The organism is Roseovarius atlanticus, from assembly GCF_019802205.1.
Lineage (GTDB): Bacteria > Pseudomonadota > Alphaproteobacteria > Rhodobacterales > Rhodobacteraceae > Roseovarius > Roseovarius atlanticus_A.
Genome location: NZ_JAHVHQ010000003.1, coordinates 363,887 through 386,066, shown reverse-complemented (window position 1 = coordinate 386,066; position 22,180 = coordinate 363,887). Strand labels below are relative to the sequence as shown.

General features: G+C 63.1%; 21 protein-coding genes, 1 tRNA gene and 1 pseudogene. 9 read left to right on the top strand and 14 right to left on the bottom strand.

The genetic code is table 11. From position 1 onward, the window contains the following. Positions 1-55: 55 nt before the first annotated feature. The 3 genes from KUV49_RS07700 to KUV49_RS07690 form a co-directional block, all read right to left on the bottom strand. Positions 56-1,762 carry a hypothetical protein gene (locus KUV49_RS07700; protein WP_222449442.1) on the bottom strand — a complete coding sequence of 569 codons (1,707 nt, stop codon included), beginning with the start codon at positions 1,760-1,762 and terminating at the stop codon, positions 56-58. Between the two features lie 87 nt (positions 1,763-1,849). Next, positions 1,850-3,628, bottom strand: a complete 1,779-nt coding sequence (gene ggt, locus KUV49_RS07695) for a gamma-glutamyltransferase (protein WP_222449441.1) — start codon at positions 3,626-3,628, stop codon at positions 1,850-1,852. Between the two features lie 37 nt (positions 3,629-3,665). Next, the gene (locus tag KUV49_RS07690; RefSeq protein ID WP_152491651.1) at positions 3,666-4,652 is read right to left on the bottom strand and encodes a 2-hydroxyacid dehydrogenase; all 987 of its coding nucleotides are present in this window, start codon (positions 4,650-4,652) and stop codon (positions 3,666-3,668) included. A 105-nt stretch (positions 4,653-4,757) separates the two neighbouring features. Between KUV49_RS07690 and KUV49_RS07685 the strand changes: the two genes are divergently transcribed. Both KUV49_RS07685 and KUV49_RS07680 read left to right on the top strand, forming a co-directional pair. Next, the gene (locus KUV49_RS07685; protein ID WP_222450928.1) at positions 4,758-5,264 is read left to right on the top strand and encodes an SH3 domain-containing protein; all 507 of its coding nucleotides are present in this window, start codon (positions 4,758-4,760) and stop codon (positions 5,262-5,264) included. Positions 5,265-5,359: 95 nt separating this feature from the next. Continuing rightward, positions 5,360-5,434: transfer RNA gene (locus KUV49_RS07680), tRNA-Gln, on the top strand. Positions 5,435-5,606: 172 nt separating this feature from the next. Here the strand turns inward: KUV49_RS07680 and KUV49_RS21440 are convergent. The 6 genes and pseudogenes from KUV49_RS21440 to KUV49_RS21430 all read right to left on the bottom strand — a co-directional run bounded on the left by KUV49_RS21440 (position 5,607) and on the right by KUV49_RS21430 (position 9,779). Next, positions 5,607-6,188, bottom strand: a complete 582-nt coding sequence (locus KUV49_RS21440; protein WP_261391088.1) for a hypothetical protein — start codon at positions 6,186-6,188, stop codon at positions 5,607-5,609. Positions 6,189-6,243: 55 nt separating this feature from the next. Next, positions 6,244-7,248 carry a recombinase family protein gene (locus tag KUV49_RS21435; protein ID WP_261391087.1) on the bottom strand — a complete coding sequence of 335 codons (1,005 nt, stop codon included), beginning with the start codon at positions 7,246-7,248 and terminating at the stop codon, positions 6,244-6,246. Then, positions 7,245-7,511, bottom strand: a complete 267-nt coding sequence (locus KUV49_RS07670; protein WP_261391086.1) for a DUF2924 domain-containing protein — start codon at positions 7,509-7,511, stop codon at positions 7,245-7,247. Before KUV49_RS07670 ends, KUV49_RS21435 begins: the two co-directional genes overlap by 4 nt. A 132-nt stretch (positions 7,512-7,643) precedes the next feature. Further along, positions 7,644-7,835: a DUF3489 domain-containing protein gene (locus KUV49_RS07665; protein ID WP_315899483.1), complete on the bottom strand. Its 192-nt coding sequence runs from the start codon at positions 7,833-7,835 to the stop codon at positions 7,644-7,646. A gap of 39 nt (positions 7,836-7,874) precedes the next feature. Further along, positions 7,875-9,029: pseudogene (locus KUV49_RS07660) on the bottom strand (IS3 family transposase). A 240-nt stretch (positions 9,030-9,269) separates the two neighbouring features. After that, complete coding sequence (locus KUV49_RS21430) at positions 9,270-9,779, bottom strand: nuclear transport factor 2 family protein (RefSeq protein WP_261391085.1); 510 nt, start codon at positions 9,777-9,779, stop codon at positions 9,270-9,272. 85 nt (positions 9,780-9,864) lie between these two features. Between KUV49_RS21430 and KUV49_RS07650 the strand changes: the two genes are divergently transcribed. The 3 genes from KUV49_RS07650 (at position 9,865) to KUV49_RS07640 (ending at position 13,191) form a co-directional block, all read left to right on the top strand. Further along, positions 9,865-10,644 carry an SDR family oxidoreductase gene (locus tag KUV49_RS07650; protein WP_222449440.1) on the top strand — a complete coding sequence of 260 codons (780 nt, stop codon included), beginning with the start codon at positions 9,865-9,867 and terminating at the stop codon, positions 10,642-10,644. 195 nt (positions 10,645-10,839) lie between these two features. Next, entirely contained in the window at positions 10,840-12,483 is a 1,644-nt protein-coding gene (locus tag KUV49_RS07645; RefSeq protein ID WP_222449439.1) for a GMC family oxidoreductase, read from the top strand. Between the two features lie 228 nt (positions 12,484-12,711). Continuing rightward, positions 12,712-13,191, top strand: coding sequence for an Lrp/AsnC ligand binding domain-containing protein (locus tag KUV49_RS07640; RefSeq protein ID WP_222449438.1), 480 nt, complete (start codon positions 12,712-12,714; stop codon positions 13,189-13,191). A 118-nt stretch (positions 13,192-13,309) separates the two neighbouring features. Here the strand turns inward: KUV49_RS07640 and wrbA are convergent, their stop codons facing one another. Further along, positions 13,310-13,933 carry an NAD(P)H:quinone oxidoreductase gene (gene wrbA / locus KUV49_RS07635; protein ID WP_222449437.1) on the bottom strand — a complete coding sequence of 208 codons (624 nt, stop codon included), beginning with the start codon at positions 13,931-13,933 and terminating at the stop codon, positions 13,310-13,312. Positions 13,934-14,033: 100 nt separating this feature from the next. On the opposite strand from wrbA, the gene KUV49_RS07630 reads away from it, so the two are divergent. Next, positions 14,034-14,939, top strand: a complete 906-nt coding sequence (locus tag KUV49_RS07630) for a LysR family transcriptional regulator (protein ID WP_222449436.1) — start codon at positions 14,034-14,036, stop codon at positions 14,937-14,939. A 12-nt stretch (positions 14,940-14,951) separates the two neighbouring features. Here KUV49_RS07630 and KUV49_RS07625 read toward each other — a convergent pair whose 3' ends face one another. Beyond that, positions 14,952-15,860 carry a LysR family transcriptional regulator gene (locus KUV49_RS07625; RefSeq protein WP_222449435.1) on the bottom strand — a complete coding sequence of 303 codons (909 nt, stop codon included), beginning with the start codon at positions 15,858-15,860 and terminating at the stop codon, positions 14,952-14,954. A 379-nt stretch (positions 15,861-16,239) separates the two neighbouring features. On the opposite strand from KUV49_RS07625, the gene KUV49_RS07620 reads away from it, so the two are divergent. The 3 genes from KUV49_RS07620 to KUV49_RS07610 all read left to right on the top strand — a co-directional run bounded on the left by KUV49_RS07620 (position 16,240) and on the right by KUV49_RS07610 (position 18,292). Then, positions 16,240-17,022 (top strand): alpha/beta fold hydrolase, encoded by a 783-nt coding sequence (locus KUV49_RS07620; protein WP_222449434.1) that lies wholly within the window; start codon positions 16,240-16,242, stop codon positions 17,020-17,022. Positions 17,023-17,124: 102 nt separating this feature from the next. Beyond that, positions 17,125-17,328 (top strand): hypothetical protein, encoded by a 204-nt coding sequence (locus tag KUV49_RS07615; RefSeq protein WP_222449433.1) that lies wholly within the window; start codon positions 17,125-17,127, stop codon positions 17,326-17,328. Between the two features lie 130 nt (positions 17,329-17,458). Beyond that, positions 17,459-18,292 (top strand): alpha/beta fold hydrolase, encoded by an 834-nt coding sequence (locus KUV49_RS07610; RefSeq protein ID WP_222449432.1) that lies wholly within the window; start codon positions 17,459-17,461, stop codon positions 18,290-18,292. Positions 18,293-18,647: 355 nt separating this feature from the next. On the opposite strand, the gene KUV49_RS07605 is transcribed toward KUV49_RS07610, so the two are convergent. Genes KUV49_RS07605 through KUV49_RS07595 form a run of 3 tightly spaced genes read right to left on the bottom strand, consistent with a single transcriptional unit; the run spans position 18,648 to position 22,113 of the window. After that, positions 18,648-19,397: a DeoR/GlpR family DNA-binding transcription regulator gene (locus tag KUV49_RS07605; protein WP_222449431.1), complete on the bottom strand. Its 750-nt coding sequence runs from the start codon at positions 19,395-19,397 to the stop codon at positions 18,648-18,650. Beyond that, positions 19,397-21,082: an ABC transporter permease subunit gene (locus KUV49_RS07600; RefSeq protein ID WP_222449430.1), complete on the bottom strand. Its 1,686-nt coding sequence runs from the start codon at positions 21,080-21,082 to the stop codon at positions 19,397-19,399. The genes KUV49_RS07605 and KUV49_RS07600 overlap by 1 nt, the downstream gene beginning before the upstream one ends. Further along, positions 21,079-22,113 carry an ABC transporter ATP-binding protein gene (locus KUV49_RS07595; RefSeq protein ID WP_222449429.1) on the bottom strand — a complete coding sequence of 345 codons (1,035 nt, stop codon included), beginning with the start codon at positions 22,111-22,113 and terminating at the stop codon, positions 21,079-21,081. Before KUV49_RS07595 ends, KUV49_RS07600 begins: the two co-directional genes overlap by 4 nt. Between the last annotated feature and the right edge of the window lie 67 nt (positions 22,114-22,180).

Here is a 22,180-nt window from a genome sequence, read left to right as displayed (position 1 = left end):
CGCCGCACCCATACTCGGGCACGGCGCCTTCAGGATTCGTTAAGACAGCTCTGGTCTAGTCGCAAAAACTTCCGACGCAGCGTTGGCCGGACTTTCCGCCGCCGCTGGACAACTCGAGCCGCTTGGGCATGGCCGCGGGTTCCGTGGGTTGGGGCGTCAACGACGCGGCTTCCTCGCCGCCGGTGACCTGGGTAATCAGCTTGGACAGCAGGCCGCTGGGCTGCATCCCCTTCGACGTGTCGCATTCCACCCGCAGCGCAGCCATGTCAAAGCCGCAACTGCCCTGCGGCAGGTCGTGCCGGCTCTCGAAACCCGAGGCGGCTATGGCCATGCCCATCTCCATTTCCTCGTCACTGGCATTGCGCGCGGCGCGGAATGTTTCGAACTCGACAAGGCCAATGGCCTTGGAAAAGATCATCCCGGCGGCGCGGTCGCTGTTTTCCTCGTCGACCTGCATCAGGATCTTGCCACCCGCCGATGCCTCCATGTCCCGTGCCCGGTTGGCGGCGGCAATCGCTTTCGTGTCGAGCGCGTTCGATGCCGGAGCGGTCTTGAGCGGCATGTTCGTGGCCTCGCTCAGCGCGCCAAGCTCGGCCTGCAGCTCGGGCGACATTTCCGGCTCCGGCGCATTGGCGGCGCGGGCTGCCGCGGCGGCGGTCTCGGCATCGGCCACCATCATCACGGTGTCGACCATCTGCTTGACCTCGGCCTGCACCTCCTCGGCGGATTTGCCGGCCATCACGGCCTCGCGGCCCCGGTAATAGCCGAGCTCGATCAACCCGCTCAGGTCGGTGACCTTGCCGCCTGTGATGTCGATGTCACCGCCCATGCCGCCAAGGCGCGTCGAATAGGCACTCAGAACCATGGCGCCGGTGTCAATATTCTCGATCTTGTACTGCGCCTCCAGCGCCCGCAGCCCCAGGAACTCCGTTTTCAGACGGCGCAACTCCAGGCTCAGCGCGACCGGGTCGATGCCGTCGGGCAAGCCTACGTCATTGCCCACGCTCGGCACCGGGCGCGGCAGCAGGCTGTTCAGGCCGTCATAGTCGATCCGGCTCAGGATTTCCTGCGTGGCGTCGCGCGACGCGTTGGCGTGGACCCGCAGGTGAACCTCGTTACCGAAGCCGATCGACCCTTCGAGATAGCGGAAGTGATAGGGCCGCTCGCCGTCATGGGCCAGCTTCTCGGTCAGGCCGAAACCGCCGGTCACGCCGTACCCCACATTGCGCTCGAAGGCGTTCATCATGGCGCCATCCATCGCACTGGCCACGACACCGAAGAGCGAGTTCGAGCCGGGCCGCTTCACCAGCCGCACCTCGACAAGGACGGTTTCGGTACCGCGCTGATAGATCCAGGACTGCTTGGCGCGCTCCTTGAGCTGCTTGACGTGGTCGCGCGCCTCCATCTGTTGCAGAAACCCCTTGCCGGCAGAGTTGCTCATGGAGCCGTCCAGCCCGGCCTCGGGCGGCAGGATCGCACTGTCGTCGCCTTCCAGCAGGGCGCGCCGCTCCCAGCCTTCGGGCGCGTCTGGCAGATAGACCTGGCCGCCCTGCCGCCAGCGGCTCTGGCGCTCGCGCTCGGCCTGCTCGGCAAGCTTTTCATCCTTGGCGGCGTTGAACCTGTTCGGAATGGTCTCGATATAGGCCCCGGGTGTCATCTGTCCGAACGAAAAGCCGGCCCTGTTCGATTGATCGTAATAATCCACACCGGCCAGGATGGTCCCGGCGGTCAGAACGAACCCGATGGAATATGCGTTAATCATGCCCTGCTCCGCAACGTGTTTGCGACATGGCATGCCAGTCAATTCGGGCAGGATTGGGATGGCTGCGGGGCGATTTCCCGGCGCAGTTTATTCGCCCAGGGCAATACCTTCGCGCCGCGGATCGGCCCCGCCTTGCAACGTCTCGCCAATGGAAATCGCGTGCAGCCCGGAGACGAGCACTTGCGGTGCCATCTCGAAACCCAGCGCTTCCAGTCCCAGCAAAAGCTCCATCGCCCCGGTCCCCGCTTCCACGTCATAGGTGCCGAACCTGTTGACCAGATGGGGCAATTCCACCGCCGCCTGCACATCGAGCCCCCAATCCAGATGCGCGATGATCGTCTTGGCAACGTACCCGATGATGCGGCTGCCGCCGGGGCTGCCCACGGCCAGCACGGGTGCGCCGTCCTTCATCACGATGGTCGGCGCCATGGAAGAGCGCGGCCGCTTGCCCGGCTCCACCCGGTTGGCGATGGGCCGGCCATCCTCGTGGCTGCGAAACGAGAAATCCGTCAGCTCGTTGTTGAGCAGGAACCCCCGCACCATAAGCCGCGAGCCGAAGGCATTCTCGATCGTGGTGGTCATCGACGCCACGTTCCCGAAGCGGTCCACGATCGAGATATGCGAGGTCGAGGGAAACTCGATCGAGGCATCGTCCGCGAGATCGAGCGCATGGTCGAACTCGGGGTCTCCCGCCGAGACGTCCGGCAAGGCGGTGTCGCGGTTCAGATGTTCCGCGCGACCGGCCAGGTATCCGGGATTCAGCAGGCCTTTCACTGGCACGGGCACGTAATCGCTGTCGGCCATGTACCGTCCCCGGTCGGCAAAGGCGAGACGGCTGGCATCGCCGATCAGCCGCCATGCGTCCAGGCTGTCGGGCCCCAGATCTCCGATATCGAACGGTGCCAGCAGACCCAGGATCTGCCCGACGGTCAACGCACCCGAGGACGGCGGGCCCATCCCGCACACGTCGAAGCCCCGGTAGGGCGCACAGACCGCGGCACGTTCCTTGACGCGATAGATCGCCAGGTCGACTGCCGCGATCACCCCGGGGTTGCCCTCCGCCTGCGCCACGGCGGTCACGATGTCGGCGGCGATATCTCCGGTATAGAACGGCGCCGCCCCGTCTTCGGCAAAGCGGCGCAAGGTCTCGGCATAGGCCGGATTCTTCAGGCGATCGCCGGGCTCGATACGCTGGCCTGCCGGAAAGAAATAATCCCGCGTCGCCCCGAACCGGAACAGGCGAACCGCGTCCTGCACCACCATCGCCGCCAGCCTTGGCGACACCTCGAACCCGTCCTGGGCAAGGGTCGTGGCCTCGGTGAACAGGCTTTCCCAAGGTGCGCGCCCCCAGCGTTCATGGGCTTCCTGCAAAAGCGCGGGTGTACCGGGAACCCCCACCGACCGCCCGCCCACGACCGCATCGTAAAAGGACAACGGCTCACCCGCCTTATCTTGGAACAATGTCGGCGAGGCGGCCAGCGGTGCGGTCTCGCGGCCGTCGAGCGTGGTCAACGCTGCGCTTTCGGCGTCATACCAGACAAGGAACGCCCCGCCTCCCAGGCCAGAGCTTTGAGGCTCCACCAGCCCCAGCACCAGTTGCGCCGCCACGAGCGCATCCGCCGCCGTGCCCCCCTCGCGCAAAACCCGTGCCCCGGCCTCGACGGCCAGCGGATTGGCCGCCGCCACCATCCAGTCTTTCGCCTCGACCGGACGGCCCGCCTGTTTCGCCTCCAGCGCCGCGGCCACGGTTTCGGAGGTGACCACCGCGCCCGCGCCTTCGCCTTCAGGCTGGACCCCGTCGGCGGCCTGCTGGGCCGCCGCCATACCGGCAAGAAACACGGCGAGACTGGCAAGAAGCAGGCGCATGGGCATTCTCCGGTGTTTGCGACGCTCGCGCGAAGCCTTACAGCATGGACGGTACGACCTGGTCCGGCGGGCGGTGGCCGTCGTCGAAGGTCTTGATGTTCAGCAGGACCTTCTCGCCCATTTCCAGCCGCCCCTCGACCGTGGCCGACCCCATGTGGGGCAACAGGACCACGTTCTTCAGCTCCCGCAGGCGCGGGTTGATCGCGCCGGCGTTCTCGTAGACGTCCAGCCCCGCCCCGGCGATCTCGCCGGCGCGCAGCATCCGCGTCAGGGCGTTTTCGTCCACCACCTCGCCCCGGCTGGTGTTCACCAGCACCGCGTCGGGCTTCATCAGTTTCAGGCGCCGGGCATTCATCAGGTGAAAGGTCGACGGCGTGTGCGGGCAGTTCACGCTCAGCACATCCATGCGAGCCACCATCTGGTCGAGGCTTTCCCAGTAGGTCGCGCCAAGCTCATCCTCGACTTCGGGCCGGAGGCGATGCCGGTTGTGATAATGCACCTGCATCCCGAACGCCGCGGCACGCCGTGCCACCGCCTGCCCGATCCGGCCCATCCCGAGGATACCCAGGCGCCGTCCGGCGATGCGGCCGCCGAGCATGGCGGTCGGGGACCAGCCGGGCCAGTCCTCCTTCTGCATCAACGAAAGCCCTTCGGGAATGCGGCGGGTCACGCTCAGGATCAGCGCCATCGTCATGTCGGCGGTGTCGTCCGTCAGCACACCCGGGGTGTTCGACACGAGGATGCCGCGCTGCCGGGCGGTATGCACGTCGATATGGTCCACCCCCGCGCCGTAATTCGCGATCAGCTTCAACCGTTCGCCCGCCTGCCCGATCAGCCCGCCATCGATCTGGTCGCTCAGCGTCGGCACCAGCACATCTGCCGACTTGACAGCCTCGACCAGCGCGTCACGGCTCATCGGCCTGTCGTCCTCGCGCAGCGTGACGTCGAACAATTCCTGCATACGCCGCTCGACAGCCTCCGGCAGGCGTCGCGTTACGACAACACTCAGTCGACCAGATGGCATATAGCGTTTCCCCCGTCTTCCATAATGCGTGTTCTTCTGTACAGTGCCGCAGGACGACCGAGGGCACAAGAACCCCGGGTCATATGAGTGAGCAGTATCGACGCCATGAAACGGTTTTCCGCCTCAATCGGGGCCGCCCTGATCGCGGTGCTGGCAATGCCCGCCCTCGCCCAGGACACAGAGGAACGCGGCCCGGTCACGAACCTTCCCCTGCCGCGTTTCGTATCGATGAAGGCCGCCGAGGCCAACGTCCGGCGCGGACCCAGCCTGACACACCGCATCGACTGGGTGTTCAAGCGGCGCGACCTGCCTTTGGAGATCATTGCAGAGCATGGCCATTGGCGCCGCGTCCGCGACCGCGACGGCCAGGGCGGCTGGATTCACTATTCGCTTCTGTCCGGCACGCGCACGGTGATCGTCGAGTCCGACATGGCAAACCTTTATTCCAAGCCCGACCCCGACGCGATGATGGTGGCGCAGCTGGAAATGGGCGTGGTCGCACGGATCGACGAGTGCGCGATCGACTGGTGCCGTCTGATGGCCGGCGGCTATCGCGGCTGGGCGGAAAAGGCGGCCCTGTGGGGCGTGGAATCGGGCGAAATTCTCGAGTGATCTCGCGCCCGGCCACGGGCATCAAGAAACCGCCAAATAAATTCATCTCAGCCCTTGAACCGCACCGAAGAGCAGAGTAATTAGCGCGGCACCGTTGGGGTGTAGCCAAGTGGTAAGGCATCGGTTTTTGGTACCGTGTATCGTAGGTTCGAATCCTACCACCCCAGCCACGCACATCTTGCAATCAAGATCGTGCAAGGTTCGCTCGCCATTCTGCCGTGGTTTCAAAATCTTGCTGGATGTCGACGTCTCCTGAGACCGGAAATCATCGCGCAATTCGCCGACAAATACGACAAAGTCTCAGGTCGCCATTTTCACCATACGAGGTTGAGAAGAGTGGTATCAGAGAGTCGCCAGACGCTGGCGTTGCGCGGACCAGTCCGACGGCAGGTCATGCCGGAGACACCACTCGGATGTGAAGCCGATGGGTTGCGTGCCATCCAGAACATCGCGAACGATGTCGGGCGCGAGGAGCGCGAGGCCGACGAGTTGTTGGACGTGCCGTTTCGAGGTGCCTTCGCTGGTAGTGATCTCCGAGACAGTTTCGCCCGCCTTGATCCGCTGGAACCAAGTATGCGCTTTCTCGATGTTGCGGATCAGAGTGTTATCTTTCCCTGACTGGGCATCGTTGAGAATGATCTTCGTTTCGATTCCGCGCTTGCGCAGCTGGAACGGAAAGGATCGGTCGTGAGGTGTTGTATCGAGATGTTCTGGATCGTTGCCGAGCAACTCTTGCAATGCTGATGGGTCAAGCCGCAGCTCAATCTGCCCGGGCATGATGTCGATCCGCCCCACCAGGCCGAGAAGCGTCGCGGGATCTGCATCGGCAGCATGAGCGGCCAGCTTTTCGGCATGCCGACCGATGGCATCCGCGGACGCGCCCCGCACGAGCTTCGCAGGGAAGCCATGCTCAGCAAGCATCATCTGGACGAGCCCGCCGACCTTGGTCTCGAGGTTCTCGGCAGGCAGACGCCACGCATCAGAGTGATGCCTCGCCCGCCTGCGCGACCAGTCGATGAAAGATGTAATACCACAGACACACGCACTTCCTGGTTTTCGAATGCGACGGTGTGAGCCGGTCGCCGGCCTCGTCGAAAAGCTTGCCACAAAGCAGGCTGTTGCGACTGGCCGATGAAGAGCGGCGACTGCGGGCGGCACCTGCCTGAAGCTGATCCTGCACCTTGTCCCAGCGGTCCGGCTCGATGATGGCAGGATGAGCGCCGTCGAAGACCTTGTCGCGGTGCCGAATCCGCCCGGCATAGATCGGGTTCGTCAGGATGTGATGGATGTGGCCCCGGTCGAAGGGATTGCCGCCCGTCACTTGCCCGGATGCCCTCGTCCGGCGTCGGCTCCTGAGACCCAGCCGGTCCGCCTCATCCTCGACGGCCCTGACCGTGCCAAGCCTCGCGTAGAGGTCGTAGAGCATTCTGATCGTGCCGGCTTCGGCCTCGTTGATCTTGAGCGTCCGGCCATCGGGGTCGTACCCTAGGGGAACCTGTCTGCCCATCCAGAGCCCCTTGCGCTTCGAGGCGGCGATCTTGTCCCGGATCCGCTCCGCCGTCACCTCCCGTTCGAACTGGGCGAAGTACAGGAGCATGTTCAGCGTCAGCCGCCCCATGCTGGTGGCCGTATTGAACGACTGGGTGACCGAGACGAAGGAGGTGCCGGCGTCATCCAGCACATCTAAGATCTTCTCGAAGTCCGCCAGAGACCGGGTGAGCCGGTCGATCTTGTAGACGACGATCTGATCCACCCTGCCCTCGCGCATATCTTCTAGGAGACGTTGCAGCGCTGGACGCTCGAGAGAGCCACCGGAGAGGCCACCATCGCCATAAGCATCAGGCAACATCACCCAGCTCTCGTGCTTCTGGCTGGTGATGTAGGTGCTGCAGGCGTCCCGCTGAGCATGGAGGGAGTTTAACTCCTGTTCAAGCCCGTCTTCGGAGCTCTTACGGGTATAGACGGCGCAACGGATCTTCTTCATACGCTGCCCCCTGTCCTGCCGTCGAGGCCGAAGAAGCGCGGTCCGGACCAATTGGTTCCGGTGATGTGTCTCGCGATCGCCGAGAGCGATCTCAAACTGCGCCCGTCAAGGTGATAGCCTGTGTCAGTCACGTCAACCTGGTAGGTCCGGCCGTTCCACTCCCGAACGAGATGGGCTCCGGGCTTGAGACTGCCACGCGAGGCCTCTGCGACCGGCTGTCCAAGGGCAACAAGTGTCAGGGCCTTGCGCGTCGCCGGAGACAATCCTCCGTGGCGGCGGCACTGCGCCTCATGGGCCAGCGCCTTCTCATGAAGGTCACCGAGAGATACCGCGAAGGAGGAGATCCGAAGACCTCCGCCCAACGCGCCTTGACGTCATCTCGGGCTGGGTGTGGCTTACCCGGCATGGGCGACCTCCGCGGAACTCGAGTTCTGTTGCATATTTTCCGGCTCCGCGGCGATGCGATAGCGCGTAGGCTTGCCGTCCTCCGACTTTGTCGCCGAGATCTCGAAGCCAGCCTTCCGCAAACCGGTGAGCGCGGCGCGCGTTGTATGGGTCTGCCAGCCCAGCTTCTTGCTGAGCGCCACAATGTCGGACCGGTGATCTGCTCCCCTCAGAGTCCGCGTTTATTGGTTAGTTCTGTTCAGGTTTTGGTCTTCTTTTGACCGGCTAGCATATTCGTTTGGCGTCAGGCCAGCGAGGCTGGAATGAGGCCGGCTGTGATTGTAGTCGGCGCGCCATGCCGCAATCATGCGGCAGGCATGGCGCAAAGACGGGAAAAGGTGTTCGTTCAGGCGCTCCTCGCGCATCCGTCCGTTGAAGCTTTCGACTAGGCCGTTCTGCATGGGCTTGCCTGGCGCGATGTAGTGCCAGCCGACCTTGTGGCCCTCTTGCCATTTGAGCATCGCGTTGCTGGTCAGTTCCGTGCCGTTGTCTGAGACCACCATGCAGGGATACCCGAGCAGTTCTGCGATGCGATCCAGTTCACGGGCGACACGCCTGCCGCCAATGGATGTGTCCACCACGGCGGCCAGGCATTCCCGGCTGAAGTCATCAATGACGTTCAGCACCCGGAACCGGCGCCCGTCTTCCAGGGCGTCCGACATGAAGTCGAGCGAACTTCGTTGGTTAGGGCCTTGCGGGATCGCCATGGGCGTCCTGGTGCCCACAGCCCGCTTGCGTCCGCCCCGTTTACGAACGGTTAACCCTTCTTCGCGGTAAAGCCGGTACAGTTTCTTCCAGTTCACCCATTGCCCGGCAGGCGATTTGCAGAGCAAATCTGCCGAGAGGGGGCCAGCCTTCGCGCTTGAGCAGGATGTGCAGCCGTCGATAGCCAAACCCACGCCGCTCGGACGCCAGTTCTTTCATCCTTGCCCGCAGTTGCGTGTATGCAGGACGCTTCGAGCTTCGTCGATACACACGCCGATCGATACCAGCGAGCGCACACGCCCGGCGCTGATTGTAGCCTTTGCTTTTCATCGCCCAGTTCACGGCATTTCTCCTCGAACCGGGCCTCAGAAGTTTTTTCCAAGCATCTCGTTCAGCGTCGCCACATCCATCATGTGCTCGGCCAGCGTCTTCTTCAGTTTGGCGCTCTCAGATTCGAGCGTCTTCAACCGCCGGGCATCGGACACTTCCATGCCGCCGTACTTCGACCGCCATTTGTAAAACGTCGCATCGCTGATCCCATGCTTGCGGCACAGCTCCTTCGCGCCAAGTCCTGCCTGGTGCTCCTTTAGAATGCCAATAATCTGTTCTTCGCTGAAACGGATTCTCTTCATCGTCTGTCTCCTTCGTTGGAGAACAGGCTATCCTCAAATCGAGGACTCTTCAGGGGAGCAGATCACCGTAAATGATCTTCGTGAACCTGCCGGTCGCGGACCTGAGGCGATCTGCCGAATTTTCTGCGGATCATCGAGGGTGAGGGCCTCGTCGAAGCCTTCCCCAACCTCGCCGATTATGTCGCGCGGGCCACCGAACGGCCGACCTTCCGGTGGTACCGCTCCGGGCAACAAGTCGCGTCAGGGAACTATTTCCAGCTCGGCTATTTTGTCTCCTTCCAGACGGAACAGATACCGCAGATCGACCGGGCTCCCCGGAAAATTGCCAACGAGATGGCTGGTTACGATAGTGCGACCGCCTTCCTCGGTCAGCGAGAATGGTTCCACGGTATAGGTGTATTGCGTTGAGGCGTTGGCCATCCACTGCCGGATCGCCTCCCGACCCTTGTACGTATTGCCTTCATCGACAACGATCGCGTCATCGGTAAAGCATTCCGCTATCGCGTGCGCGTTGCCCTTTTTGTCGGCCGAGAAATACTGGGCGATCACTGCCGGTAGTTCGAGTTTCATCATCATTCTCCTTTTGCGATCCAAGGCGCGACAACCCTCTGACCGCCGCGCCAACAGATAATTTAAGTGAGGATGAAAAATTCGATAATAGGGATAAAACAACACGCCGAATTCCAGAATTCGGGATAATCGGCCTGCCGGAACCCCACGGACATTATCCCTTTTTTCAAGATAGAACATGCTATTTAATCCGTATTTTCCAAACACACGACGTCCCTTAAATTTCCAGAAAGCAACATTCAGCAATAAATCTGGAGCTCAAACCATGACCGATTTTCTCAACCTGACTGGTAAGCGCGCACTCGTGACCGGGGGCACCCAAGGTGCCGGAGCCGCGACTGTCGAAGTGCTGCGAACGCTCGGTGCAACGGTCCTGACGACCGCGCGCTCGCGCCCGGAGCAAATGAATGCAGACGTGTTCGTCGCCGCAGACCTGACGACACCCGCAGGCTGCAGGGAGGTTGCCGATGCGGTCCGGGAAGAACTGGGCGGCATCGACATCGTCGTCCACATGGTCGGCGGGTCGTCCGCGCCGGGCGGCGGCCACGCGGCACTCGATGACCGTCAATGGCAAATGGAGCTCGATCTGAACCTCTTTCCTTCGGTCCGGCTTGATCGGGTGCTGGTGCCCGAGATGGTGGCTCAAGGCCACGGTGTCGTCATCCACGTCACCTCGATCCAGCGTCTCCTGCCTTTGCCGGAGGCCACGACAGCCTATGCCGCGGCCAAAGCAGCTCTTTCGGCCTACAGCAAGAGTCTGTCCAAAGAGGTCTCTCCGAAAGGCGTCCGGGTCCTGCGCGTTTCTCCCGGCTGGATCGAGACCGAGGCATCGGTGCGTCTCGCCCAGCGCCTCGCCGAAGAGCAAGGAACCGACTACGAGGGCGGCAAGCAGATCATCATGCAGTCGCTCGGCGGCATCCCCATAGGCCGGCCGACCAAACCCCAAGAGGTCGCCAGCCTGATCGCCTTCCTGGCGTCGGACCGCGCGGCCACGATCACGGGCACCGAGTACACCATCGACGGCGGGACCGTTCCGACCGTTTGAGCGCCGGCCCGTTTGCGCGTCGGATTCCATAACCCCGACGCCGGGCCGCATGGCCAACTTGCGGCGTTGCATCTTCCATTCCGGTGAACGGTGAAACCACCAACGGTGGTCTGTTCGCGGTGTGCCGCAACAACCACGTCATCGCGACCAAAACCGTTTTCGACATCAACACAGCCATTCGACGGAGAACCCTGCATGGACACCGATCCGACCCTGACGCGGCACGACCTCGCCGTCTTGGACAACCAGAAAACCCTGCGACAAGCGCTTCGCCCCGAATATGACTTCATCGTCTGTGGCGCCGGGTCCAGCGGCTCGGTCGTCGCGGCTCGGCTGGCCGAACAGCCGGAAGTCAGCGTTCTCCTGCTCGAGGCCGGCGGCGACGACACGGCAGACACGGTCACCAACCCGGCCTTGTGGCCCCTGAACCTCGGCAGCGAGCGCGACTGGGGGTTCTCGGGCGAACCCAGCCCGACCCTCGGCGGCCGCAGGCTTCCGCTCAGCATGGGCAAGGGCCTGGGCGGTGGATCGAGCATTAACGTCATGGTCTGTGCCCGGGGCCACAAAGAAGACTGGAATCACTTCGCCGCCGAATCCGGCGATCCCGCCTGGGGGTACCAGTCCATCCTTGGCTATTACCGCCGCATTGAGGATTGGCAGGGCACACCCGACCCCGAACGGCGTGGCACAGATGGCCCTGTCCACGTCGAACAACCCGCCTCGCCCCAGCCCGTCGCCCGCGCGATGCTCGAGGCTGCCGGGCACATGGGCATCCCGGTCTTCGACAGCCCGAACGGGACTATGATGGAAGGCCCCGGCGGGGCCGCTATCGCTGATCTCCGCATCCGCGACGGCCGGCGCCAGTCAGTTTTCCGCTCCTACACCCACCGCGTCATGCACCAACCCAACCTGACCGTTTTGACCGGCGCCGTCGTCTCCCGCGTCCTGCTGAATGGCACGTCGGCGATAGGCGTCGAAGTCCTGCTGGACGGCCAGCCCCGGCAGTTCCGCGCGCGCTGCGAGACCATCCTGTCGCTTGGCGCAATCCAGACCCCGAAAGTCCTGATGCAATCGGGTATGGGACCCCAGGACGAGCTTGCCGCACATGGCATCCGGACCGTGCGCGACCTTCCCGGCGTCGGCCGCAATCACCAGGACCACCTCGCGTTCGGCTGCACCTGGGCCTATCACAAGCCCGAGGACGTCGGCGGCGGCGGATGCGAGGCGACGCTCTACTGGCAAAGCTCTGCGCGCCTCCAGCAGCCCGACATCCTGCAATGCCAGCTCGAATTCCCGGTGCCCGCCCCAGAGGAAGCCGGCATCGAGACGCCGCCCCATGGCTGGACCATGTTCGCCGGGCTGGCCCAGCCGAAAAGCCGGGGCCGCCTGCGGCTGTCGGGGCCAGATGCCGACGATCCGCTCCTGATCGAGCCGAATGCGCTCAGCGAACCCGAGGACCTCGAAACCGCCGTTGTCGCCGTCGAGATGTGCCGCGAGATCGGCAACCACGCGGCCTTTGGTCCGCTCGTCCGGCAGGAGGTCGCGCCTGGCAGCCGGAATCGCAAGGCGATGGCCGATTTCATCCGCAACTCCGCGGTCACATACTGGCACCAGTCCTGCACCGCCAAGATGGGACGGGACGAGATGTCGGTCGTCGATCATCAACTCAAGGTCTACGGCATCGACAACCTGCGCATCGCTGATGCCTCGATCATGCCTCGCATCACCACCGGCAACACGATGGCCCCCTGCGTGGTGATCGGAGAGCGTGCCGCGGACATGATCCGCCAGCAACACGGTCTGACTCGCGCCGAACAGCCCCTCGCAGCCAGGGCATGAACCAAAATCGACGCGGATCGGGGGCACGACATCCCCCGGACTGCATGATCCGGCGCTTCCAGATCAAGCGGACAATGACACCGTCCGAGGCCGGACTGTGCCAGCCGACATCGCCCTCCATGCCGCATGGCCACGCACTGACAACCTACTTTCTTCGAATCCGGAACTGTGCCTTAGATGATGCAGCAAGGCGCATCAGAACGCCCGAGACCTGCGGAAACCCGAACAATGCCGGAAGATCATTTCAGCCCGGACCTCGATCGGATCGATCGAAACATTCTGCGTGCGCTTCAGAAAGATGCCCGGATGGCCAATTCCGACCTGGCTCAGCTGGTGAACGTCAGCGCCGCGACATGCCACCGCCGCACCCAGCGTCTGATCGAACAGAAATACATCACGGCCGCCCGCGCGCAGATCGCTCCGGCCTGCGTGGGGCTCGGGACGCTCGTGATGGTCGGAGTCGTGCTGGACCGGTCCACACCCGAAAGCTTTTCCGAGTTCGAGAAGACCGTCGGAGGTATGAAAGAGGTCCTGGATTGCAACCTTGTTGCCGGGGATTTCGACTATCTGCTGAAGATCAGGACACGGGACATGGAAGGTTTCAACCTGTTGCACGGCCGCAAACTCATCACTCTGCCGGGCGTTCGCCAGATCCGCACTTTCTTCGTGCTGAAAGAGGTCAAGGACAACGCGCCCCTGGCATTCTGACAGAGCCACCCGTGGCCCGCGTCCCGGAGCGGTGCGGTCGGACCCGAGGGGCGGCATGACCCGCCCCTGTTGCATGGACCCCTTGCGACCCGGCGGCCACCGGATCGCACGCGAACCGTCACGCCGCCCTGACCCGTCGCACCGCCTGCGCCCATTTGGCCATCCGCGCCCCCTGGTGCCGCGCCGCACGCAACGTCGCCTCGGAAAGGGGCGCACCTTGTCCGTCGGTGAAGCTGGTGCCGTACGGGTTACCCCCGGCGGCATGAATCGCAGGATCCGTATACCCCGGAGGCACCATGATTGCGCCCCAGTGATAGAACACGTTGTGCAGCGCCAGCAGGGTGGATTCCTGCCCACCATGCACGTTCCCAGCCCCTGTGAAGGCACTCACGACCTTGTCGGTCAGCTTCCCGTTCATCCACAGGCCGCCGCAGGTGTCCAGGAACTGCTTCAGCTGCGCCGCCGGCAGGCCGAAACGCGTCGGCGTGCCGAAAACGAAGCCATCCGCCCATTCCAAATCCGAGTGGGTGGCAATGGGTACTTCACGCGTTGCCTCAAGGTGTTTCCGCCATGCCGGGTTGGCATCTATTGCCGTGTCGGGCGCCAGCTCCGCGACCCGCCGTATCCTGACCGCGGCGCCGTTCTTTTCGGCGCCGGCGGCGATTTCCTGTGCTATCGTGAATGTGTTGCCGGTACTGCTGTAATAGACGATTGCCAGCCGGACGGGATCTTGATCTGTCATGTCGCTTTCCTTTGTTTGACGCATGGAAAACTATGTGCGCGTGCCCGTCTGCACTACGGCGTCAGATTTCGTTTCACTGTCTGCCCATATGGACAATCACATGTCTAAGACGCCCAGCCTCGATGATCTCGCCCGCTTCAGAAAAGTCGTCGACAAAGGCTCGTTTGCCGCCGCCGCGCGGGATCTCGGCATTCCCAAAAGCACGCTCAGCAAGGCCATCGCACGGCTTGAACAGGATCTGGACGTGCGCCTGCTCGAGCGGACGACGCGCAACATGCGACCCACCGAAATCGGGCGTATCGTTGCGGGTCACGGCAAGACGATGGTCGATGCGTTCGACGCGGCAAGGCTTGCAGCCAGCGACAGCGACGGGCCCTCGGGCCGCATCCGCGTCGGCTGTCCGCCGGGGCTGTTGGATGATCTGCTCGATGATGTCATCGCCGATTTCCTCACCGACTTTCCCAGGGTCCGGATCGAACTGGTCGCGATGGCGGGCCCGCTCGACCTCGTCAGGGACGATGTGGATATCACGATCCGCGCGCGGTCGCAGGTCGAGGCCGGCGCCTCGCACGTCGTGCGGCGGCTCGGGGTGTCGCGTGGCATCCTTGTCGCGGCGCCGTCCCTTGCCGGTACAAGCCAGCTGCGAACACCTCGGGATCTGCAGACCATCCCGACCTTGTGCCTGCCCGGCGACAACCGCGTGTGGGAACTTTTCGACCGGGATGGCACAGCCCATACCATCGACGTCTCTCCGCGGCTGGTCACGAGCGACATCGCCACCTTGCGGCACGCCGCAATCACGGGGCTGGGCGTCGCCCTGCTGCCCGAACATGCCTGTACGCCGGATATTGCAGGCGGCCAGCTGATGCGGGCCTTGCCGGACATCTCGACCGTCGAGGGCACGATCTACGCTGTGTTCTCACGCGACACCGCAAGGGCCTCGGCGCTTCGCGCCTTCATAGACCACCTTGCACGCGCCTTCGCCATCGCCCCATTCCGGCGATAGCCCGGCCAATCTTTACACCGCCCGCGCCGAGCGCGCCAGCTCGCGCGCAAGGTCGACGAAGACCTTGAAGGCGGCCGGCGGGTTGCGCCGGCTGGGGTAATACAGGCACAGCGGCGCAACCGGCGGTGTCCAATCGTCGAGAATCCGCACCAGTCGGCCCGCCGCGATATCTTCGCGCACGTTCGACTCCATGAAATAGCCGATGCCCACGCCATCAAGGACCGCGGCGCGCGCCAGGCTGGCCTCATCCAGGGTCAGTGGCCCGTCCACGTCCACATGCACCGGCTGGCCCTCGGATTCGAACTGCCAGCGGTACAGCGCGCCGTTCGGCAGGCGGACGCGAATACAGGTATGCGCCTTCAGGTCGGCCGGAACGCGCGGCACATCCCGGTTCGCGAAATAGGACGGTGCGGCCACGACGGCGTGTCTGCGCGCGGGTCCCAGCGGAATCGCGATCATGTCCGACGGCACGAGGGTCTTGCTGCGCACCCCGAAATCGAACCCGTCCGCCACGATGTCCACAAGGCTCCCCTCGGTCACGAGATCGACCTGAACCTGGGGAAACCGCTTCAGGAACTCCAGTATCAGTGGTTCAAGAATCTCCTGGGCAGCGGTGACGAAGGTGTTGATGCGCACGGTGCCGGACGGTGTCTCCTGTTGCGATCGGACCGTGTCCAGAGCCTGATGGATATCCCGCACCGCCGGGCTGACCTGATCGACGAACCTGTGCCCCGCCTCGGTCAGCGAGACACTGCGCGTCGTGCGATTGAACAGGCGCACGCCCAGTTGTCCTTCCAGCTTGGAAATCGCATTGCTGAGCGCACTCGTTGACATTCCCATGTCGAGTGCCGCAGCCCGGAACGATCCTCTGCGGCTGATCGCAAGAACGGCATCGAAGTCGGTCAGCTTGTAGTTTTTCATTGTCCTGAATTCCGTAACCCAACATCTCACTTTATCCTAATTATCAAAACGCCGTCAAAAGCTTAATTTACGGTCACGCATCAACTGACCGAAAGGAGCAGACCGCACAAAAACTTACCCGGACCGGCGCTGATTCGAGTGAGCCGAACATGAAATATTCTTTCAAATTTTGGGTAAGCCTTGGCCGGAGACACGCCAATCTTCAATCATGCTGCAGCGTATCCCGCAAACCATACGCCAAAGTTGCAAGCACCCATCAGCGCCAAAACGCTACGATGCCGACGCCTGCGACAGGGGTGCAATCCAGTAAAACAAACCGGAAAGCCGCCCTCCCACGGCCTTTATGGATCTCTGCCAATATCAACCAAAGGAACTTCAAATGTCCAAGAAACTCAGAACTGCCGTCGCCGCCGCTGCCGCCGCCGCGACCATCACGACCAGCGCAAACGCGCAAGAGACGATCCCGCCCGAACAGCCGGTCAAATCCGTCGTGCTCGTTCACGGCGCCTTTGCCGACGGGTCGGGCTGGCGCGGCGTGTACGACATCCTCACCGCGCGCGGCTACCGTGTCAGCATCGTGCAGAACCCGCTGACCTCTCTCGCAGATGACGTGGCCGCCACCGACCGTATCCTCGACCGTCAGGACGGTCCGGCGATCCTCGTCGGGCATTCCTACGGCGGAACGGTCATCACCGAGGCGGGCATCAACCCCAAGGTTGCAGGCCTCGTCTACGTCTCCGCGCTGGCCCCAGACGTGGGCGAGACCACGGGCGGCCAGTTCGCCGACATCCCCGCCCCGCCCGAATTCATCATCGAGACCGGCGACGACGGGTTCGGCTTCGTCAACCTCGAAGAGTTCAAGACCGGCTTTGCCGGCGACACCGCCGATGCGGACGCGGCTTTCCTTCGGGACAGCCAGGTGCCCATCAATATGGATATCTTCGGAACGCCGGTGAAACACGCCGCCTGGAAGGAAAAGCCGAGCTGGGCCGTGATCGCGACCGAGGACAATGCCATCGACCCGAAACTGCTGCGCCATACGGCCGACCGGATTGGTGCTGTATCAATCGACGTACCCGGCAGCCACGTTGTGTTTTTGACCAAGCCCGACGAAGTCGCCGACGTGATCGATGAGGCTGCGCGCGCCTCCGGCGGAAGCTGAATTAGCAATCTCCTGCGGCAGGACCCGCCTCGCCGCAGGAACCCGAAACCTGTTCACAGAAAATCTCACCTGGGGAAATCACCTCGGCAATGGAGCCACACCATGTCCCATATGAAAGTGAAATCCATACTTTCCTGGAGCGCGATCCTGTTCCTCATCTCGGTCGCGGCCGTCGCCGTCGCCTCCTGGATCGTCAACGTAGACAGTTTCACCGGCAGTCACGTCCAGGCCAACCGTACCTGCAAGATGCCCAAATCCGACCCGTGTCAGTTGATCATATCGGGAAAACGCCATGTCCGGACCTGAACCAATCCGCCTCACCCGTCGCTGCGCGATTGCCGGTGGCGCCGGCATGCTGATTGCAGCGACCACACCCCTCCTGGCCGTCTCCGGCCTGCGGGCCGAAACAACCTCCTCCATCAAAGGACCTAACACCATGACCTACATTTCCGCCGATGACGGCACGCAGATCTTCTACCGCGACTGGGGCCCGCGTGACGCGCAACCCATCGTGTTCCACCACGGCTGGCCCCTGACGGCCGACGAATGGGACGCCCAGATGCTCTATTTCCTCGGCAAGGGCTTTCGCGTCATCGCCTTCGACCGGCGCGGGCACGGGCGCTCGGACCAGACGGAAACCGGCAACGAGATGGACACCTATGCCGCCGATGTCATCGCCCTGGCGGACGCGCTGGACCTCAAGGCGGCCGTGCATGTGGGCCATTCCACCGGCGGTGGCGAGGTCGTGCACTACGCCGCCCGCGCCAAGGCCGGGCGCGTCTCGAAGCTGGTGCTGATCGGTGCCGTGCCGCCGGTCATGGTGAAGAAGGACAGCAACCCCGACGGCACGCCGCTGGACGTATTCGACGGCTTCCGCGAGGCGCTTGCCGCGAACCGACCGCAATTCTACCTCGACGTGGCGTCCGGCCCGTTCTACGGCTTCAATCGCCCGGATGCGGACGTCAGCGACGGCTTGATCCGCAACTGGTGGCGGCAGGGGATGCAGGGCAGCGCCAAGGCGCACTACGACTGCATAGAGGCGTTCTCGGAAACCGACTTTACCGAGGACCTCAAGGCGATCCAACTGCCGACGCTGGTGATGCATGGCAGCGACGATCAGGTCGTGCCCATAAAGTCCTCTGCCGCGAGGACGGTCGAGATCATGCCGAACGCGACGCTCAAGGTCTATGACGGCGGCTCTCATGGCATGGCGGCGACGATGGCTGAAACGATCAACGCGGACATCTTGGGCTATTTGCAGTCCAGTTAACGAACCGCACCGATCTGGCGCAAAACGTGCCAGTTCGGGCCTCGCCTGCCAAGCTTCCCCCGTCTCTCTCCGGGGGAAGCTATTGTAAGTTCAACCCGTATTGAGCCCATTTCATTGAAGCGCTGTGCCTTTAAGCCACCAATCGGTTCTGGGAAAGCATTAGAAACTCCCACTCCAACTGACCGATGGCATCCAGACGGGCTGTACCTACCGTTCTGCATTTGATCGACAGCACTTTTACATGCATGTCGGACGTTAGGGCTAAGTGCAGCGAATGTCGGCTCTCCGCCCTCCCCTGCCCGAACGGAGACACCGGCCCTCCTGATTAATTTCAGGCTTTCGCCGAATGATGTGGTCAGACGATCTCGACCCCCGCCGTTCGAAACCCGTCGAGCTGCGCGTCGGTCGCGGCACGGTTTGTCACCAGCGCTCCGATCGTCTCCACCTCCCAGGAACGCACTCGGCTGGTGCCTCCCAGCTTGGAATGATCCGCCAGCAAGACCGCCCGGCTTGCCTGCGCTGCCATTGCGGCAGAGATTTCGGCCTCTTGCAGGTCGTAGAAAAATGTCCCCTTCTCGGGATGCACAGCGACCGGCGCGGAAAAACACAGGTCCACCTCGAAACGCCGTATTTCCGAAAGGGTCAGTTCGCCCACCGTGGCGGGCACATCAGCTGCAATCCGACCGCCCACAAGGAGTACATCCATGTTTGCGGCCTGCAACGTCGCGGCGATATCCAGCGAATTTGTGATCACCGACACGCCGGGCACCTTCGAAAGCTCCCGAGCGAACACGGCAGTGGTCGACCCGGCATCCACCATGATTGTTTGCCCCGGCTGGATCAGGCCGACCGCTTTCTTCGCGATCTCGGACTTGGCCCGGATCTGGTTCACCATGCGCTTTTGAAACGGGTCCTCTGTCCGCGCCTCGGGCAGAACGGCACCGCCATGCACCCGTGCCACCTTTCCCGCCTCTTCAAGGTCGAGCAGGTCGCGGCGCACGGTCTCACGCGACACCCCCATCATCTCGGCCAGATCATTTGCGCTCACCTGGTGGTTGGCCGCCAGCATCGACACGATCCGCTGATGACGCTCCTTCGCCCACATCAGGCCGCCCCCCTGTTGCCGCCACGCCGTCGCAAAAGCGCCAGTACCGCCTTCATAGACAGGACGGCCAAGCAAACAACCGCCATTACACAAGTCGAGAAGGCCGCCGCCTGCGACGTCAGCCCGGCATCGTCCAGTCGCATGATCGTCACGGCGGCCACGCTCAGGTCCGGGGTCGTCAGAAAGACAACTGCAGACAGCGTCACCATGGAGCGCATGAAGAGAAAGAAGAAAACCGAAACCAGCATCGGCGCGATGAAAGGCACCACGATGTCCCGTGCCGTCCTGCCCAGCCCGGCACCAAGGCTATTGGCCGCTTCCTCCAGCGCCAGAGGCAGCTGGCGGAAGCCGGTCATCAGCGTCAGAAAGCTCTGCGTGTGGTAGTGGTAAAAATTGATGATCGCGATCAGCGCGGCTGTACCGTAAAGCAGATAAAGCGGCGTCGCCGTGGAATTGAACGTCAGGATATAGGCCAGACCCAGAACCATGCCTGGTACAGCCGCCGGCATCGCGGCCAGGATCTGGATCGGTTGCGCCACTGCCTTGGGCAGGCGTCGCAGACCGAGACCCAGCAGGAAAACCGCGATGGTCCCGCCCGCAGCGGCAGCCAGCGAGATCACGACCGTCATCCAAAGCGAAGAATACCCGCCCGCCAGAGTGATATCGTAATGCTTGGGCGACAGCGCCATGTTGTAGGGCCACAGTGTGACGAAGCTGGCATAGACCACAATCCCGATCACCGAAACGATCCCGGCACAGATCAGCAATGACAGCGCCGCCATGCTGATGTCACGCAGCGGAGCGAAACTGGGTCGATAGGGTTCCTGGCCGGTGACTTGTCCGGCCTGCTGCCGTTTCATCGCCTGCCGCTCGATACTGTAGGAGATCACCGTGGGCAGCAGCAGCATGATGCCCACCACGGCCCCCATGTTGAAGTTTCGCTGCCCCACGACCTGGCTGTAGATCTCGGTCGCCAGCACGGAATAGTCGCCGCCGATTACCGCCGCATTGCCGAAATCGGTTATGGTGATGGTGAAACAGACGAAGGCCGCGTTCAGGATGCCGAAGCGCGCGGCGGGCAGGGTCAGATCGCGGAATTGCCGCCACGGCGGCGCTCCCATGACCTCGGCGGCCTCGTAGGTGCGGGCGTCCAGAAGCACCAGCGCCGCGCCGATGATCATTACGGCCTGTGGCAGCGCGTAGAGGGTGTTCGCGATCAACAGGCCCCAGAAACCGTAAATCTCGATTTCGACCCCAAGCATGCGACTGATTACGCCGTTGCGGCCCAGCAGGAAGATCAGCCCGAGCGCCTGTACCAGCGAGGGGGCCAGCAGAGGCAGAACGATAACGCTGCGTATCAGCCACTTGCCGCGAAATGCACAACGGTAAAGGCCATGCGCGATGATGAACCCCAGGAACACACTCAGCGCGGTGGTCGCGCCACCCATCGCCAGCGAATGCCGCGTGGCCCGCCAGAACCCGGACGAGCCCAGCACTTCGGTGTAATTGCCCAACCCGTAACTGTCGCCGACCGTGATCGAGCGAAGAAATACGATCACCATCGGGTAGGCGAAGAACAGGATCAGGCCCAGCAGCGGCAACCCGATGCACGCCAGCGTCAGCAGGCGATCGGCGTCTAATCGGCGGCGCGTACGGGCGCGGGATGACGTTTCGGCGACGCTCATGCCGAGACTGCCCCGGTTCCTGCAGTGTCGTCGACGACCCATGTGCAGGCTTCGGGTGCGATGCTCAGCTCTACACGGTCGCCCGGGCGATACGGACTGCCACCATGCGTTTCGACCCAAAGCGGCCCGGCGGGGCCGTCCACTTCCAGGCGCCGCAGGTTGCCCAGGAAACTGATGCTGCGGACGACGGCCGCGCCGGTTTCGGAGGGGGTCACCCCGATCTGCTCGGGTCGGATACAGGCAAGATAGCTGTCCTCAGACGCGGGACGGGTCGACATCAGGTCGGGAAAATGCCGCGCGACCGGGTCGGCAGAGAGCAGGTTACTGATCCCCATGAACTCCGCGACAAAGCGCGTGGCGGGTCGGTGGTACAGATCCTCCGGTGTGCCCGCCTGCACCACGACCCCGTGGTTCATGCAGATGATCTTGTCGGCCAGAGCCAGCGCTTCTTCCTGATCATGCGTTACCATAAGCGTCGGTATGCCGAGCGAGCGCTGCACCTGTCTGATCTCGTCGCGCAGCACCGAGCGGACCTTGGCATCGAGCGCCGATAGCGGCTCGTCGAGCAACAGAACGCGCGGATCCACGGCAATGGCCCGCGCCAGCGCAATGCGCTGTTGCTGTCCGCCTGACAGTTGCCCCGGCAGGTTATCGGCCACCTGCGGCAGCTTCACCAACGCCAGCAACTCCTGCACCCGTGCGGCGATGTCGTCTTTCTGAACGCCGCGGATCTTGAGGCCATAACCGATATTCTCGGCCACCGTCATATTCGGAAACAACGAGTACGACTGGAACACGATCCCGAACCCCCGCTTGCGCGCCGGAAGATCCGAAAGGGTCGCGTCCTCCAGCGTGATCGTGCCTCCGTCCAGCTCGGTCAGCCCTGCGATCAGCCGCAGCAAGGTCGTCTTGCCGCATCCAGACGGGCCGAGCAAACAGACGAACTCGCCTTTCTCGATCTCGATCGACACGCGGTCGAGCGCGGTGAAATTGCCGTAGGTCTTGGTGGCATCGCGGACGGTCAGGTACATGTGGGGCGTGCTTTCTCATTCGTTGGGGAGGGTCGCGACCGGCCCGTCAAGTGTCGGGGCGGCCGAG